Below are 14,344 nucleotides of genomic sequence, written 5' to 3'. Positions count from 1 at the left end.
ATCAAATCTCACCCCTTGGCTTAAGGAGTCAGCTATGAGTGATACAAAACAACGTACGAACGCTTACCCGCAGCCCCCGTTCCCGGAACAGCCGCAAACGCCGCCGGGACTGGCATCCGAAATGCAGCCTGTACCCGACCACGGGGAAACCCGCTATAAAGGACATGGCCGCCTTGCCGGCAAAAAAGCGCTGATTACCGGCGGAGACTCCGGTATTGGTCGCGCGGTGGCTATCGCCTATGCCCGTGAAGGCGCTGACGTTGCCATCAACTATCTGCCTGAAGAAGAAAAAGATGCCTCTGAGGTCATCGACCTGATCGAAGCGGAAGGTCGAAAGGCCGTCGCGCTGCCGGGGGATGTCCGGGACGAAACCTTCTGTCAGAATCTAGTCGAAGAAGCCGTGTCGCAACTGGGCGGGCTGGACATTCTGGTCAATAACGCGGGGCGTCAGCAGTTCCGTGAATCGCTTGAAGACCTGACCACCGAGGATTTTGACGCGACGTTTAAAACCAACGTCTATGCCCCTTTCTGGATCACCAAAGCGGCCCTGCGCCACCTGAAAGCCTCCTCCGTTATCATTAATACCTCCTCCGTTCAGGCGGTGAAGCCCAGCCCCGTTTTGCTGGACTACGCCCAGACGAAAGCCTGTCTGGCGGTATTTACCAAATCCTTAGCCAAACAGCTGGGTCCAAAAGGCATTCGCGTCAACGCGGTTGCCCCTGGGCCTTACTGGACGGTACTGCAGTCCAGCGGCGGGCAGCCGATGGAAAAAGTGAAGGAGTTTGGCGGAGATACACCGCTGGGGCGTCCGGGTCAGCCCGTCGAGATTGCCCCGCTGTACGTCACGCTGGCCTCGGATGAATGTTCATTTACGTCCGGCCAGGTGTGGTGTTCTGACGGCGGTGACGGCGTGATCTAACCGCTTAACCCTTTCCCCTCAGTAATGAGCAATAAATGAACAAGGACGTTCGCTCTTATTCCCCTGCCGAAAAACATGTTGTAACTCAAACAGATCAAATGTTAAAAATATTTTGCTATCAGGTTATCAAAATTAAACAACTTAACTTGTCACCCGCATCGCTCTGTTTTTAACATCGCCTATGGAAAAAAATGGTCTGTTCAGTCAGCGCATACGCTTGCGCCATTTGCATACATTTGTGGCCGTCGCTCAACAGGGAACGCTGGGGCGTGCGGCTGAAACTCTTAACCTGAGCCAGCCTGCGCTCTCGAAAACCCTCAACGAGCTGGAACAGCTGACCGGTGCCCGTCTTTTTGACCGCGGGCGGCTGGGCGCACAGCTTACTATCGTGGGCGAACAGTTCCTTACGCACGCCGTAAAAGTGCTGGATGCGCTCAATACCGCGGGCCAGTCCCTGCATCGAAAAGAAGCGCAATCCAGTGAGGTGGTACGCGTGGGCGCCTTGCCTACCGCAGCGCTGGGTATTCTTCCGCCGGTTATCGGCCAGTTCCACAAGCAGCAGCGGCATACCACAATTCAGGTTGCCACCATGAATAACACCATGCTGCTCGCGGGGCTGAAATCAGGCGAGCTGGATATCGGTATCGGTCGCATGTCCGACCCTGAATTGATGGGCGGTCTCAATTACGAACTGTTATTCCTGGAGTCCCTGAAGCTGGTGGTTCGTCCCAATCATCCCCTGCTGCAGGACACGGTGACGCTAAGCCGGGTCATGGAGTGGCCGGTAGTGGTGTGCCCGAAAGGGACCGTCCCCCGCCAGACCGCAGAATCCTTGCTGCAGATGCAGGGATGTACGCTGCCTTCAGGGTGTATCGAAACGCTGTCGGCCTCGCTTTCACGCCAGCTCACCCTGGATTATGACTACGTCTGGTTCGTTCCCTCCGGCGCGGTAAAAGATGATCTACGCCAGGGAACGCTGATCGCCCTGCCGATTACCTCCCCAGGTGCCGGCGAACCCATCGGCATTTTGACCCGGGTGGATACCCCCCTTTCCACGGGCGCACAGACGCTGCTGAGCGCTATCCGTAAATCAATGCCGGTATAACACCTTTTTCACCCCTCACCCTAACCCTCTCCCCTTAGGGAGAGGGGACTAGCCCGTGCGTTAATCAATTAATGCGGAATAATTCATTAACAATTGCGTAAAACAATTTAACAGTTTTATCATAACGGTGAATTCACCAAATGGTTCGCAAATCATTTTATAAAACCGAATTCACTCGTATTAATCATTATTCCTCCCGCAATTATTACCCAACTGGTACATACCCGACGCTGCGGGGGATCGAAAGGAGAAAGACATGGCATTTGGCAGCGCGCCGCGCGGGATACCTCGTATTCTGCAGTGGCTTCTTGCCGGACTGATGATGCTCATCGGTCTGGCGGTCGGCGGGTTGGGCTTTAAGCTCGCCACCGTAGGCGGAAGTGGATACTTCCTGATCATGGGCGTGGTGATGGTGATTGCCGCGATCCTGATTTTCCTCAACCGCACCAGCGGGATCCTGCTATACGGCATCGCGTTTATTGCCTCGCTGTTCTGGGCGGTAAGCGATGCAGGCTGGGATTTCTGGCCGCTCTTCTCCCGCCTGTTTACCTTTGCCGTGCTGGCGTTCCTCTGCGCCATCGTCTGGCCCTTCCTGCGCGCAGCAAACCACACTGCCCCGAACAAGGCGCCCGCCTTTGGCGTCGCGGCCCTGCTCGCGGTCGCCATGCTGGTCAGCCTGGGCTGGATGTTTAAGCCGCAAACCCTCGTGGCAGCGAACGAGCCCGTGCCGGTGAAACCCGTTGCACCCGGCGAGCAGCAAAAGAACTGGGAACACTGGGGCAACACCACCCACGGCGACCGTTTCGCCGCGCTGGACCAGATTAACAAGCAAAACGTCAGCTCGCTGAAAGTCGCGTGGGTTGCGCACACCGGCGATATTCCGCAGAGCAACGGCTCGGGCGCGGAAGATCAAAACACGCCTCTGCAGATTGGCGACACGCTGTATGTCTGTACGCCATACAGTAAAGTGCTGGCGCTGGACGTGGATTCCGGTAAAGAAAAATGGCGTTATGATTCGAAAGCGACCGCGCCGAACTGGCAGCGCTGCCGCGGTCTGGGCTACTTTGAAGATCACGCAAACGTGACGGCGTCACAGACCGGAACATCGCCAGCGGCATGCCCTCGCCGCCTGTTCCTGCCCACCACCGATGCCCGTCTGATTGCCATCAACGCGGATAATGGCAAGGTCTGCGACGACTTTGGCGACCATGGCATCGTGGATCTGAGCGTCGGCATGGGCGAGATTAAGCCCGGATATTATCAGCAAACCTCCACGCCGCTGGTTGCCGGGAACGTTGTCGTCGTTGGCGGTCGCGTCGCGGATAACTACTCTACCGGCGAACCGCCGGGCGTGGTGCGCGCCTACGACGTTCACACCGGTAAACTGGCCTGGGCGTGGGATCCGGGTAATCCGAACCTGACCGGCCTGCCGCCGGAAGGCCAGACCTACACCCGCGGTACGCCGAACGTCTGGTCTGCGATGTCTTACGACGCCAAACTGAACCTGATCTACCTGCCAACCGGCAACGCCACGCCAGACTTCTGGGCGGGCGAGCGTACCGCGCTGGACGATAAGTACAGCTCCTCCATCGTCGCCGTCGACGCGGCCACCGGCCAGGTCCGCTGGCATTTCCAGACCACCCACCACGATCTCTGGGACTTCGACCTGCCTTCCCAGCCGCTGCTGTACGATCTGCCAGACGGTAAAGGCGGCACCACGCCTGTGCTGGTGCAGACCAGCAAGCAGGGCATGATCTTCATGCTTAACCGCGAAACCGGCAAGCCGGTGGCGAAGGTAGAGGAACGCCCCGTTCCGGCGGGTAACGTTGAGGGTGAACGCTACTCCCCAACCCAGCCGTATTCCGTTGGCATGCCGATGATTGGCAACCAGACGCTGACCGAATCCGACATGTGGGGCGCGACGCCTGTTGACCTGCTGCTGTGCCGCATTCAGTTTAAAGAGATGCGTCATCAGGGCGTCTTCACCCCGCCGGGTCTCGACCGTTCCCTGCAGTTCCCTGGCTCTCTCGGCGGGATGAACTGGGGCAGCGTTTCCGTTGATCCGAACAACAGCCTGATGTTCGTCAACGATATGCGCCTGGGCCTGGCAAACTATATGGTACCGCGCGCGAACGTCGCGAAAAACGCCAGCGGCATCGAGATGGGGATTGTCCCAATGGACGGCACGCCGTTCGGCGCGATGCGTGAACGCTTCCTGTCACCGCTGGGCATTCCATGCCAGAAGCCGCCGTTTGGCACCATGTCAGCCGTTGACCTGAAAACCGGCAAGCTGGTGTGGCAGGTCCCTGTCGGCACGGTGGAAGATACCGGCCCGCTGGGCATTCGCATGCGCATGCCGATCCCAATCGGTATGCCGACCCTGGGCGCGTCGCTCTCTACCCAGTCCGGTCTGCTGTTCTTTGCCGGTACCCAGGATTTCTACCTGCGCGCGTTTGATACCGCCACCGGGAAAGAGATCTGGAAAGACCGTCTGCCTGTCGGCAGCCAGTCCGGCCCGATGACCTACGTGTCGCCGAAAACCGGTAAGCAGTACATCATCATTAACGCCGGTGGCGCCCGCCAGTCGCCGGATCGCGGTGATTACGTTATCGCGTACGCGTTACCCGATAAGAAATAAGATGTGAAAAAGGGACCGAAAGGTCCCTTTTTTGTAGGTCAGATTTTGTAGGTCGGGTAAGGCGAAGCCGCCACCCGACACAACACGCCACTCAGAACGTCTCCCAGTTATCCCCGGAAACCGTCGCCGCCGGGCGCAGCGGTGCGTTCTTCGCCACTGGTGCAGCCGTCACCGCGCGGCCCGACTTTGCACCGTTCAACCTAAACGCACCGACCGCCTCGGTCAGACGCGCGCCCTGTTCTTCCAGAGACGCCGCCGCCGCGGAGGCTTCTTCCACCAGCGAGGCGTTCTGCTGGGTCACTTTATCCATCTCGGAAATCGCCTGGCTCACCTGCACAATACCGCGACTCTGTTCATCGGACGCCGCGGCGATCTCCAGCATGATGTCGGTAACGCGTTTCACCGCGTCGACGATTTCATTCATGGTGTTACCGGCGGCAACAACCTCGCCGGAGCCCTGGTCGATCAGCGATACCGATTCGTTGATCAGGCTTTCGATCTCTTTTGCGGCGTTCGCACTGCGGCTTGCCAGGGTGCGCACTTCACTTGCCACCACGGCAAATCCGCGTCCCTGTTCACCCGCACGTGCCGCTTCTACCGCCGCGTTAAGCGCCAGGATATTGGTCTGGAAGGCAATGCTGTTAATCACGGCGGTAATCTCAGAGATCTTCTTCGAGCTGCTGGAGATATTGCCCATGGTTTTCACCACGCCGGAGACCATCTGGCCACCGCGGCTGGCTTTACCGGAGGCATCTTCCGCCAGCTTGCTGGCATGATGGGCGTTATCGGCGTTCTGTTTCACCGTCGCGGTCAGCTGTTCCATGCTCGCGGCGGTCTGCTCAATGGCCGCAGCCTGCTGCTCAGTGCGCGAAGAGAGATCGGTGTTACCGGCTGAAATCTCGCTGGTGCCGCGGTAGATCTCCTCCGCCCCCTGACGTACGGTGCCCACGGTGTTTTCAAGCGAGTGCTGCATGGTTTGCAGATCGCGCGTCAGGCGTCCAATTTCGCTGCGCCCCGCCACGTCGTCCGGCATCGTCAGGTCGCCCTTAGCGATATTCTCGATACGTTTCGCTGCGCGCTGCAGCGGATTGATTACCGTGCGGCGCAGCACGACAAAGGTCATCGCCGTCAGCACCAGCGCCAGCGCAAACGCGCCTACCATAAACATCAGGCCCAGCTGTGTGCGGCTGTGCGCCTGCGCCGTCAGCGCATTGGCACGGTCGGTACGGATCTTAATCGCCTTCAGCAGTACGGCGTTATAAGCGTCATCCAGCGGACGCGCCGTTTCGTTTTCGTGATTGATGATCGCTTCGAACATGCCATTTTTGGCGAATTTGACCATCGGCTGCATGCCAGCGATATAGGCGTCGTAACGCGCCTTGAGATCCGCGTCCAGCGCTGCGCCCTCAGCGGTGCGCACGGCACGATTCATATAGGCGGTAAAGCTCTCCTGGGACTGCTTAATGCGCGTTTCCGCCTCGCTGATGTTCTGCTTCATGGCGTCCATCTCCGCGATACGGCTTGCCGCACCGGCGTGGATCAGATTGATACGCGCGGTTCGCAGATGGTTTGAGCTGTTCGACAGCCCCATACGCACCTGAATTTCAGCTGTGACATCCTGCTGATCGTTATCGGCCTGCAGCAGGAAATAACCCGCAAGACCCGAGCTCAAGGCAAACAGAAGAATAATGCCACCGAGAATGGAGGAAAACAGTGGAACCAGCCTGATGTGATGCAAGAAGCCCAGCTTGCGCTGCGCCAGCATCGAAGTAGTGTTGTCCATGACCGTCGACTCTCTTGTAGGTAAGATGCGTAAAAACACGCCTGTTAAATAGTCATCGGCACGGCAGAGATTTAGATTACGGCTAAAAACGCCGCACTGGTCACACTTTAGAGAAGATTATTAAAGAAACGCCAGCGGCGAAAAACCGCTGGCAGAAGAGTTACTTGTCGCCGAAATGGATAACGGTACGGATGGATTTTCCTTCGTGCATCAGATCAAACGCCTCGTTGATCTGCTCCAGCGGTAAGCGATGGGTAATGAACGGATCGAGCTGAATCTTGCCGACCATGGCATCTTCAACCATACCCGGAAGCTGGGTACGCCCCTTCACGCCGCCAAACGCGGAACCGCGCCATACGCGCCCGGTGACCAACTGGAATGGACGGGTTTTAATCTCCTGGCCCGCACCGGCCACGCCAATGATGATGCTCTCGCCCCAGCCTTTGTGGCAGCATTCCAGTGCGGAACGCATCACGTTGACGTTGCCGATACACTCGAAACTGAAGTCCACGCCGCCGTCGGTCATCTCAACGATGACGTCCTGAATCGGCTTCTCGTGATCTTTCGGGTTCACGAAATCGGTCGCGCCCATTTCACCCGCCAGCCTGAATTTCTCAGGGTTAGTGTCGACCGCGATGATACGACCGGCCTTCGCCTGCACCGCGCCCTGAATCACCGCCAGACCAATGCCGCCGAGACCGAACACCGCCACGGTATCGCCCTCTTTGACTTTTGCCGTGTTATGCACCGCGCCAATACCGGTGGTCACGCCGCAGCCCAGCAGGCAGACTTTGTCCAGCGGCGCCTGCGGGTTCACCTTCGCCAGCGAGATCTCCGCGCAAACGGTGTATTCGCTGAAGGTACTGGTGCCCATGTAGTGATAAACCGGCTCGCCGTTGTAAGAGAAACGGGTCGTCCCGTCCGGCATCAGCCCTTTCCCCTGGGTGGCGCGCACCGCCTGGCAGAGGTTAGTTTTGCCGGATTTACAGAACTTGCATTCGCCGCATTCCGCCGTGTACAGCGGGATCACGTGATCGCCCGGCTTCAGGCTGGTCACGCCCTCGCCCACTTCCACCACAATCCCGCCGCCTTCATGACCGAGCACTGCCGGGAAGACGCCCTCCGGGTCATCGCCCGAGAGCGTAAACGCATCGGTATGGCACACGCCGGTATGGGTGATTTTGATCAGCACTTCGCCTTTCTTCGGCGGTGCCACGTCAATTTCAACGATTTTGAGCGGCTGGCCGGGGCCAAATGCAACTGCAGCGCGAGATTTCATATGCCTTCCCTTTTTTGTCAGGTATGTGGATTTATTTTAGATAAGAGCGCAGTAAATGGCCGACTTCCGCCATGCGTACGGCTCGCTGATCCGGCGTGGTGTCCCCCGCAACCAGCTCATCTTTGAGGTGAATTTCAACCATTTCGCCCATCAGGCCATTGGCAGCCCCGCGTACGGCGGCAATTTGCTGCAGGATGGCCAGGCAGGGGTCGCCCGACTCCAGCGCACGTTCAAGGGCATTAACCTGGCCCCGAATGCGACGGACGCGGGTAAGAATACGTTTTTTATCTTCGGGTGAATGCGGCATACGCCCTCCTGATACTATAGGGGGGTATGGTATTTAACTTTCCTGTCGATGTAAACCTTCTGTTTTCGTTGCAACAGCAGCGTATCTACTGCATATCATCAACCAGGCAAATGAAACATCAAAAAGATATAAAACACTGAAATATATAATTTTTTAATGACATTATTTGCCTAACCGGATTGTAGCTTCCGTTGTTTAGTGACGATTTCATATACAACAGGAGTTAACACATGGCATGGAACAAACACGCAGCAGCCCTGCACGCACGCCAGAATGCGGGAACTTCATCGCAAAGACGCTGTGGAGAATTTACGCGTAAGGCAATACGTGCAGGTGGCGTGGATATTGGCAATGCACCTAACGCAAAGGACTATGGCAGTAACCTTGAACGAGCAGGTTTTCGAGTTTTAGGGCAAGGTGAAACATTACAGGAAGGCGATGTGGTTGTTACTCAGCCCTATGATGGCGGTAATCCTGCGGGTCACATGGCAATTTATGACGGCACTACCTGGTACTCTGACTTCAGACAAAGAGATATGTGGGGTGGCCCCGGATATCGCTCCGCACGCCCCGCTTACAAAATTTACAGGAAAAGCTGATGCGTTACGTTCTCTTGATGTGCCTGTTTCTTACGGGATGTTCAACACAAATGGATGCGCCGGAAAAACGTACTCATGACTTTTACAAGTTTTACCTCACTGCTTTCGTTACAGACAGCAAAGAAGATAATCTCGATTCACCAAAAATGCGTGACTATATTGCGCAAGACACACTCTCCCGACTGCAGAAAATTTCCTCTCTCTATGAACAAGAAATTATCGGTTCCGACTATTTTACCTATACGCAGGACTATGCGGCTGAGTGGATCCCTGACCTAAGCGTAAGCAATGCGATTAACTCTGCGTCCGGGAAAGTTGTTAACGTTCAGTTGGGTGTGGGTAATGAGCGGAAACTGCAGCTAAAAGTGTATCTGCGCATAGAAGACGGTAAATGGAAAATTTATCGCGTCACCGATGCAAGCCATCATTTCGAACAGTATATTTTTGACGACAGGGCGATTGCTGCCGCACAACGGTATGCGGCCAGTATAACTTCTCCATAATTAGCAAGATCGGTCAGGATTCTGGCCGTTCGGTGAGGCAAAGTGGGTCATCAGGAGGATGCAATGAACGATGCAATCAAAACGGCTTACCGCGAGCGCTTCACGATGGTGTGCGACTATATCGCCCGCCATCTCGATGAACCGCTCACGCTGGAGAAGCTCAGCGCGTTAGCCTGCTGTTCGCCTTATCATTTTCACCGGCAGTTTCTGGCATTTAGCGGTCAGCCTCTGTATCGCTATATCCAGTGGCTACGCCTGCGTCATGCGTCCTGGCGACTGGCGTTTAACCCTCAGGATAAGGTGATTGATATTGCGCTCAATGCCGGGTTCCAGAGCCCTGAATCGTTCAGTCGCGCCTTCAGAAATGCGTTTGGAAAAAGCCCGCGTCAGTTTCGGCAACAGCCGGACTGGCTGAACTGGCACCAGCGCGTACCGAAAATGACCTTTCAGGAGCAAAAAACGATGGAAGTTAAGATTGTCGATTTCCCACAGACCCGAGTGGCAATGCTGCAGCACCGTGGCAGCCCGGATCGGGTTAATGACAGCGCGGCGAAATTTATCGCCTGGCGTAAAACCACGGGCTTATCGCCAGTGCACGAAAGCAGCACGTTTGGTATTGCCTGGGATGACCCGGCAACCACGCCAGCAGACGCCTTTCGTTTCGATATCTGCGGCAGTATCGCTGAAGCGATACCAGAAAATGAGTTTGGGGTTTCCAATGGTGAAATCGACGGCGGACGTTACGCCGTCGGGCGTCACACAGGTTCTCTGGATACCATTTCCGCCACGGTGTGGGCGATGTTTCGCGACTGGCTGCCGGCCAGCGGCGAAACGCTGCGCGATGCCCCGGTATTTTTCCACTACCTCAACTTTATTCACGAGGTGCCAGAACATGCGCTGCAAACGGATATCTACCTGCCGTTAAATTGACGATCCCTTGTTTACCACCTTATTTCCGTTTTATCACAAGCGCTGTTATATGCCTGACTCAGGAACCGCACGCATTACATAAATTATATTAGGATCCGTTACTTATGGGCCACCCGCGCCTGCCGATTGCTTGCGGCAGGCGCTACCCCGCGGCTGCGCGATCTGTGCAAAAAATCAAACACACCTTTAGATAAATGCCACTTACTCTGACGTATGTTCCCAGCTAGTATTCAGAAACATGACGAATTAAAGTCGCGACTTAATCGTCGCAGCACCTCTAATGCAGATAAGCCAACACGCGGAGATAAAATGCTGTTCATTTTCACAATGTTTATATTTTCACTGACGCTTTCATTTTCTCCTGGCCCCGTTAATATGGTAATTATATCGTCTGGGGCCGCTCACGGTTTTAGAAAGACCTTCTCATTTGTCTCCGGTGCAACAATAGGGTTTACGTTATTACTTATCTTTATTTGTTTCGGTTTTTACGCTGCAATCGAAAAACACCCTTTGTTTTTCCGGTACCTTAATATTGTCGGTTCTTTATTTATAATGTATCTGGGCTATAAGATAGCGTCATCCCGTCCCGATATATCATTAACAAAAACAGATTCTCCTGGTTTTGCTCAGGGTTTTGTCATGCAATGGATCAACCCTAAGGCATGGACCGCGTGCGCCTCAGGGGCAGCGATGTTTTCCGAACCCTCAAACCCTGCGACAGCATTCGTCTTTGTAACGGTCTATTTTTTAGTCTGTTACCTGTCGCTATCCGCATGGGCATTAATGGGAGCAAAGGTGTCGGTGCTGCTCAGGAGCACACAGCAGATCCGTACGTTTAACGTGTTGATGGGCGGACTGTTGCTTATTACGGCGTGTTACATGCTCGCTTTAGCATTTTAAACCCTTTATAACGAGTGAAACTCAATCGCGTTATAAATATCGTTAATCAATTTGTAGGCAATACTGCTGGTCGACATATTAGAAGGCCATACGGCATAGACTTTCAGCGGTTCTAATGACCAGTCAGGGAGTATTTCCTGCATGTCTCCACGCTTAACGTCCTCTTCGCTTAAATAACGGGGAGGTGCTGCGAGACCAATTTGTTGCCTGGCAAGCGCATAAGCGGCTTCGACATTATCTACATACACGCCAGGCGTATACGTTACGACCGCCACTTCCCCATTTTTATGGCGAAATTCCCGGCTATTCTGCCGCATATTGAGTCCTATCCATGGCAGTTGCGCCAGGTCATCAGGATGCGTAATCGTCGGATAATGGCTGAGCAAATCACGGGAAGCAACGACCTGGCGCGGCAGCACAAAAAGATGGCGCGCTTTCAGTGAACTGTCCGGCAGTTCGCCGATTCTAAATGCAACATCAATGCCGTCGGCAATAATATCTCTGCGCGTATCACTGTAAGAGATATTCAGTAAAATGCCCGGATGTCGCTTTATAAAATCGGCCAGATGCCGGGTAAACGCACTCTTCAAAAAAACGGCAGGAAGTGAAACAGTAAGCTTATTCGCCGTTGATATCGAACGCTGCTTGAATTCAATAACCCCCTGCTCATACAGCGCCAGCATCGATTTAGCCGTTTCCAGCAAATTTGCGCCATCGTGAGTCAGAGAAAGTTTGCGGGTGTTTCTGTAGAGCAGCGCGCAGCCAAGATTTTTTTCCAGCTTTGATAAATGCGTGCTTGCCGTTGCGGTTGTAAGCCCTAACGCTTCTGCCCCACCTGAAATGGATCCAGCTTCAGCAATCTTTGCAAACACTATCAGATAACGGATGTCATCAATCATTTATCGTCCTGTTGCAACGGCGTTCCTGCGAACTCCTCATTCAATCATAGAGTTACGATATCGTACTTTCCTCCCCGGTCGCATCTCTTTTTGTAGTGAGAGCTTTATCGCCCTACCAATTTTAGTGTAAAACAATAAATGTTTATTGTTAAACGATAAACTCCAGGTTAGCCTGCACGCACTTCAACTTACTTTTTGCCTGGAGAGGCATCGAATGAAAAGAAGTCTGCTGTATGGCGTTTTGCTCGCGGGGATCGCGCTTTGCGCCCCCTTACACGGTGCGGAGCTGTCCGGTTACGCGGGTCTGGGCGTCGCGGTCAGTCCCGTTTATTCGGGATCGCGGCATTACGCACCCGAACCGCTACTGAAGGGCGGCCTGAGTCTGAAGAGTAAAGACTGGGGGCAATGGGATCTCTCCACGGAGGGGCTGGCATGGACATATCACCCCGACGCCCCGTTTGCCGTGAGCCTGCTGCTGGCCTCTGATGAGGGGCGAAAAGAGACGGTTAACTATCCCTTCTCCGCTCGAAAAAACCGTGATCTCCAGGGAATGGGTGATATGGCCGACATGCTAATGGCGGGCGCGGAAATGCGTTATCAACGCGAGGACTGGATGATATGGCTGCGCGCGTTAAGTGCAACGCAAAAACACCGGTACGGTGGCGAGACGCAGCAGCTGGCGAGGACCGTGAACAGCGGCGTAAAGTCCACCCTCTGGCGCGGGCAGGACGTCGAATTTTCGGTCGCAGGTGACATCACCTGGGCCAACAGCGGCTATCAGCAGCGCCATTATGGCGTCACCGCGAACCAGTCTCAGCGCACCGGGTTTGAGGCGTATTCCCCATCTTCGGGTTTACAGGAAGCTGGAGTCGATAGCGAACTGGTCTGGCACATCAGTGAAAATCTGGCGGCTGGGGTGACCGGTCGCGCAGCCTGCCTGCTTGATGAAGCGGGTAAAAGCCCGCTGGTTAACAGCCGCATGCAGTACACCCTGTCATCAATGATCCAGTACGAGTTCTGAGGCGCAGACCATGAATAAACAGTATGTATACAGCCGCAGGCGAGTGTTAGCCGCAGGGGTGGTTTTTGTGTCGCTGATTGCCGCAGGCATCTACCTGCAGCCGGGCGTCAGCACGCCGTCCCCGCGCCAGACGGGTGATGCAACCATCGTCTCGTTCCTGACGCCACTCCTCAGCGGGGCGCGTGGCAGCGTTGCCGTCGCACTTATCACGCCAAAAGGCGTGCAGTACGCCCTGTGGGACAGCGATTTTACAAAACAGTATGAAATCGCCAGCCTGACCAAAACCATGACCAGCAGCCTGTTGATTGAGGCGCAGCGACGCGGCGAGGCGACTCCGCAAACCCGCGTCGGTGAACTTATTCCGGAGATCGCAGGCCCGGCGAGCGATATTACCCTGGCGCAGCTGGCTTCGCATCGCTCCGGCCTGCCGCCGCTGGCGACGTCGTTACCCGAGAAAGTTCAGGTTATTAAGTCCATCATCCTGCGAGACAATTTCTGGGACTTCGATGAGGAGACATTAATAGACATGGTGAATAAAGCCAGCGTCGAACGCCCGACCGGATTTGACTATTCCAACACCGGCTATGCGCTGCTGGGACTGGCGCTGGCGCGTGCATCGCATCAATCTTTTGCTGACCTCCTGCAAACGCGCGTATTCGCTCAGGCGCACATGACAGGTTCTGTCGTCGCCAGTGATACAACGCCCGCCTCTTCCACGTTCAGCCGGGGTCGATCCGCTTCCGGCCTGAGCGAAGCGCCGTGGAAAATGCACGCATTTACCCCCGCCGGAGGCGTGCGTTCAACCATTGTCGACATGGCCCATTACGCTCAGTCGCTGCTGGCAGGACCGCTCGCATGGCGCGACGCAATGACGCCGCAGTTTGCAACTGACGATCCCGATTCACGCGTGGGCTATGGCTGGTTCACCACACGCATTCAGGGGCGCGATATCACCTGGCATGATGGTGAATCGTCGGGGTTCGCTTCCGCTATCGCCTTCGACCGACAGCGTAAAAGCGCCGTGGTGATCCTCTCCGACACCGCGTGGCCGGTGGTTGTCCCGGCCATGCGGCTGCTATTAACCCCGCCATCTCATACAGCAGAGGCGCATCATGAACTGGATTGATATTCTCTGGGCGATACTGACCTTCGTCTCGGCCCTGCTGTTTGGGTGCGGAACGTGGGCCGCGCAGTATAAACTTCGGCTGATGAACACAATGCTGACCGTTGGGCTCATTCTTTATTGCATGGAAATGATGCAGACCATCACCCATCTGAGCAGTTCAGGCTACCTGTTCAGAATGCTCACCTGGGTGATTCAGGCGTCTTATCTCGCCTTTTGCGTCTATCATGTGTGGCCAAAACCCTGGATGAAACGCGCCGCTAACTGGCTGAACGGCGGTAAGATTGCCATCGCGCTAATGCTTATGTCATGCTTGTGCGTGCTGGTCTTAAAATAAT

General features: G+C 55.3%; 14 protein-coding genes. 10 read left to right on the top strand and 4 right to left on the bottom strand.

Translation table 11 applies throughout. The annotated features are described in order from the left end of the window. Nucleotides 1-34 precede the first annotated feature (34 nt). From ACMGG5_RS17455 to ACMGG5_RS17445, 3 genes are all read left to right on the top strand, one after another. Complete coding sequence (locus ACMGG5_RS17455) at nucleotides 35-919, top strand: SDR family oxidoreductase (RefSeq protein WP_420278256.1); 885 nt, start codon at nucleotides 35-37, stop codon at nucleotides 917-919. A 181-nt stretch (nucleotides 920-1,100) separates the two neighbouring features. Then, nucleotides 1,101-2,024: a LysR substrate-binding domain-containing protein gene (locus ACMGG5_RS17450; RefSeq protein WP_024908406.1), complete on the top strand. Its 924-nt coding sequence runs from the start codon at nucleotides 1,101-1,103 to the stop codon at nucleotides 2,022-2,024. Between the two features lie 256 nt (nucleotides 2,025-2,280). After that, nucleotides 2,281-4,662: a glucose/quinate/shikimate family membrane-bound PQQ-dependent dehydrogenase gene (locus ACMGG5_RS17445; RefSeq protein ID WP_420278255.1), complete on the top strand. Its 2,382-nt coding sequence runs from the start codon at nucleotides 2,281-2,283 to the stop codon at nucleotides 4,660-4,662. Between the two features lie 91 nt (nucleotides 4,663-4,753). Here ACMGG5_RS17445 and ACMGG5_RS17440 read toward each other — a convergent pair whose 3' ends face one another. From ACMGG5_RS17440 to ACMGG5_RS17430, 3 genes are all read right to left on the bottom strand, one after another. Beyond that, the gene (locus ACMGG5_RS17440) at nucleotides 4,754-6,445 is read right to left on the bottom strand and encodes a methyl-accepting chemotaxis protein (protein ID WP_420278254.1); all 1,692 of its coding nucleotides are present in this window, start codon (nucleotides 6,443-6,445) and stop codon (nucleotides 4,754-4,756) included. 160 nt (nucleotides 6,446-6,605) lie between these two features. Continuing rightward, complete coding sequence (locus ACMGG5_RS17435) at nucleotides 6,606-7,724, bottom strand: S-(hydroxymethyl)glutathione dehydrogenase/class III alcohol dehydrogenase (RefSeq protein ID WP_021242543.1); 1,119 nt, start codon at nucleotides 7,722-7,724, stop codon at nucleotides 6,606-6,608. 31 nt (nucleotides 7,725-7,755) lie between these two features. Beyond that, on the bottom strand, nucleotides 7,756-8,031 hold the full coding sequence (locus ACMGG5_RS17430; protein WP_262777654.1) for a metal/formaldehyde-sensitive transcriptional repressor: 276 nt from the start codon (nucleotides 8,029-8,031) through the stop codon (nucleotides 7,756-7,758). 230 nt (nucleotides 8,032-8,261) lie between these two features. Here ACMGG5_RS17430 and ACMGG5_RS17425 point away from each other — a divergent pair, with 230 nt between their 5' ends. The 4 genes from ACMGG5_RS17425 (at nucleotide 8,262) to ACMGG5_RS17410 (ending at nucleotide 10,963) form a co-directional block, all read left to right on the top strand. Continuing rightward, on the top strand, nucleotides 8,262-8,630 hold the full coding sequence (locus ACMGG5_RS17425; RefSeq protein ID WP_157189152.1) for an NlpC/P60 family protein: 369 nt from the start codon (nucleotides 8,262-8,264) through the stop codon (nucleotides 8,628-8,630). Then, on the top strand, nucleotides 8,630-9,133 hold the full coding sequence (locus ACMGG5_RS17420) for a YbjP/YqhG family protein (RefSeq protein WP_032647112.1): 504 nt from the start codon (nucleotides 8,630-8,632) through the stop codon (nucleotides 9,131-9,133). Before ACMGG5_RS17425 ends, ACMGG5_RS17420 begins: the two co-directional genes overlap by 1 nt. A 63-nt stretch (nucleotides 9,134-9,196) precedes the next feature. After that, nucleotides 9,197-10,063, top strand: coding sequence for an AraC family transcriptional regulator (locus ACMGG5_RS17415; RefSeq protein ID WP_248164478.1), 867 nt, complete (start codon nucleotides 9,197-9,199; stop codon nucleotides 10,061-10,063). A gap of 309 nt (nucleotides 10,064-10,372) precedes the next feature. Then, the gene (locus ACMGG5_RS17410; RefSeq protein ID WP_032647107.1) at nucleotides 10,373-10,963 is read left to right on the top strand and encodes a LysE family translocator; all 591 of its coding nucleotides are present in this window, start codon (nucleotides 10,373-10,375) and stop codon (nucleotides 10,961-10,963) included. 5 nt (nucleotides 10,964-10,968) lie between these two features. Here the strand turns inward: ACMGG5_RS17410 and ACMGG5_RS17405 are convergent, their stop codons facing one another. Next, a complete protein-coding gene (locus ACMGG5_RS17405; RefSeq protein WP_267216499.1) occupies nucleotides 10,969-11,862 on the bottom strand; it encodes a LysR family transcriptional regulator in 894 nt (297 codons plus the stop codon). A gap of 214 nt (nucleotides 11,863-12,076) precedes the next feature. Between ACMGG5_RS17405 and ACMGG5_RS17400 the strand changes: the two genes are divergently transcribed. The 3 genes from ACMGG5_RS17400 to ACMGG5_RS17390 are packed head-to-tail and all read left to right on the top strand — an operon-like array spanning nucleotide 12,077 to nucleotide 14,343. Then, entirely contained in the window at nucleotides 12,077-12,883 is an 807-nt protein-coding gene (locus tag ACMGG5_RS17400) for a MipA/OmpV family protein (RefSeq protein WP_420278253.1), read from the top strand. 10 nt (nucleotides 12,884-12,893) lie between these two features. Next, nucleotides 12,894-14,009, top strand: coding sequence for a serine hydrolase domain-containing protein (locus ACMGG5_RS17395; RefSeq protein WP_090417034.1), 1,116 nt, complete (start codon nucleotides 12,894-12,896; stop codon nucleotides 14,007-14,009). After that, nucleotides 13,996-14,343, top strand: a complete 348-nt coding sequence (locus tag ACMGG5_RS17390; protein WP_090417036.1) for a hypothetical protein — start codon at nucleotides 13,996-13,998, stop codon at nucleotides 14,341-14,343. The genes ACMGG5_RS17395 and ACMGG5_RS17390 overlap by 14 nt, the downstream gene beginning before the upstream one ends. Nucleotide 14,344 lies beyond the last annotated feature (1 nt).

Source organism: Enterobacter sp. BNK-34, assembly GCF_048684445.1.
Lineage (GTDB): Bacteria > Pseudomonadota > Gammaproteobacteria > Enterobacterales > Enterobacteriaceae > Enterobacter > Enterobacter pseudoroggenkampii.
Note: the sequence above shows the minus strand (reverse complement) of the source record. Positions and strands in the feature narration are given on the sequence as shown.

Bases quoted from the DNA above. Each gene is read 5' to 3' on its own strand.
- ACMGG5_RS17430 (WP_262777654.1), bottom strand. From the start codon at position 8,031: ATGCCGCATTCACCCGAAGATAAAAAACGTATTCTTACCCGCGTCCGT.
- ACMGG5_RS17420 (WP_032647112.1), top strand. From the start codon at position 8,630: ATGCGTTACGTTCTCTTGATGTGCCTGTTTCTTACGGGATGTTCAACA.
- ACMGG5_RS17400 (WP_420278253.1), top strand. From the start codon at position 12,077: ATGAAAAGAAGTCTGCTGTATGGCGTTTTGCTCGCGGGGATCGCGCTT.
- ACMGG5_RS17445 (WP_420278255.1), top strand. From the start codon at position 2,281: ATGGCATTTGGCAGCGCGCCGCGCGGGATACCTCGTATTCTGCAGTGG.
- ACMGG5_RS17440 (WP_420278254.1), bottom strand. From the start codon at position 6,445: ATGGACAACACTACTTCGATGCTGGCGCAGCGCAAGCTGGGCTTCTTG.
- ACMGG5_RS17405 (WP_267216499.1), bottom strand. From the start codon at position 11,862: ATGATTGATGACATCCGTTATCTGATAGTGTTTGCAAAGATTGCTGAA.
- ACMGG5_RS17455 (WP_420278256.1), top strand. From the start codon at position 35: ATGAGTGATACAAAACAACGTACGAACGCTTACCCGCAGCCCCCGTTC.
- ACMGG5_RS17425 (WP_157189152.1), top strand. From the start codon at position 8,262: ATGGCATGGAACAAACACGCAGCAGCCCTGCACGCACGCCAGAATGCG.
- ACMGG5_RS17450 (WP_024908406.1), top strand. From the start codon at position 1,101: ATGGAAAAAAATGGTCTGTTCAGTCAGCGCATACGCTTGCGCCATTTG.
- ACMGG5_RS17435 (WP_021242543.1), bottom strand. From the start codon at position 7,724: ATGAAATCTCGCGCTGCAGTTGCATTTGGCCCCGGCCAGCCGCTCAAA.
- ACMGG5_RS17390 (WP_090417036.1), top strand. From the start codon at position 13,996: ATGAACTGGATTGATATTCTCTGGGCGATACTGACCTTCGTCTCGGCC.
- ACMGG5_RS17415 (WP_248164478.1), top strand. From the start codon at position 9,197: ATGAACGATGCAATCAAAACGGCTTACCGCGAGCGCTTCACGATGGTG.
- ACMGG5_RS17410 (WP_032647107.1), top strand. From the start codon at position 10,373: ATGCTGTTCATTTTCACAATGTTTATATTTTCACTGACGCTTTCATTT.
- ACMGG5_RS17395 (WP_090417034.1), top strand. From the start codon at position 12,894: ATGAATAAACAGTATGTATACAGCCGCAGGCGAGTGTTAGCCGCAGGG.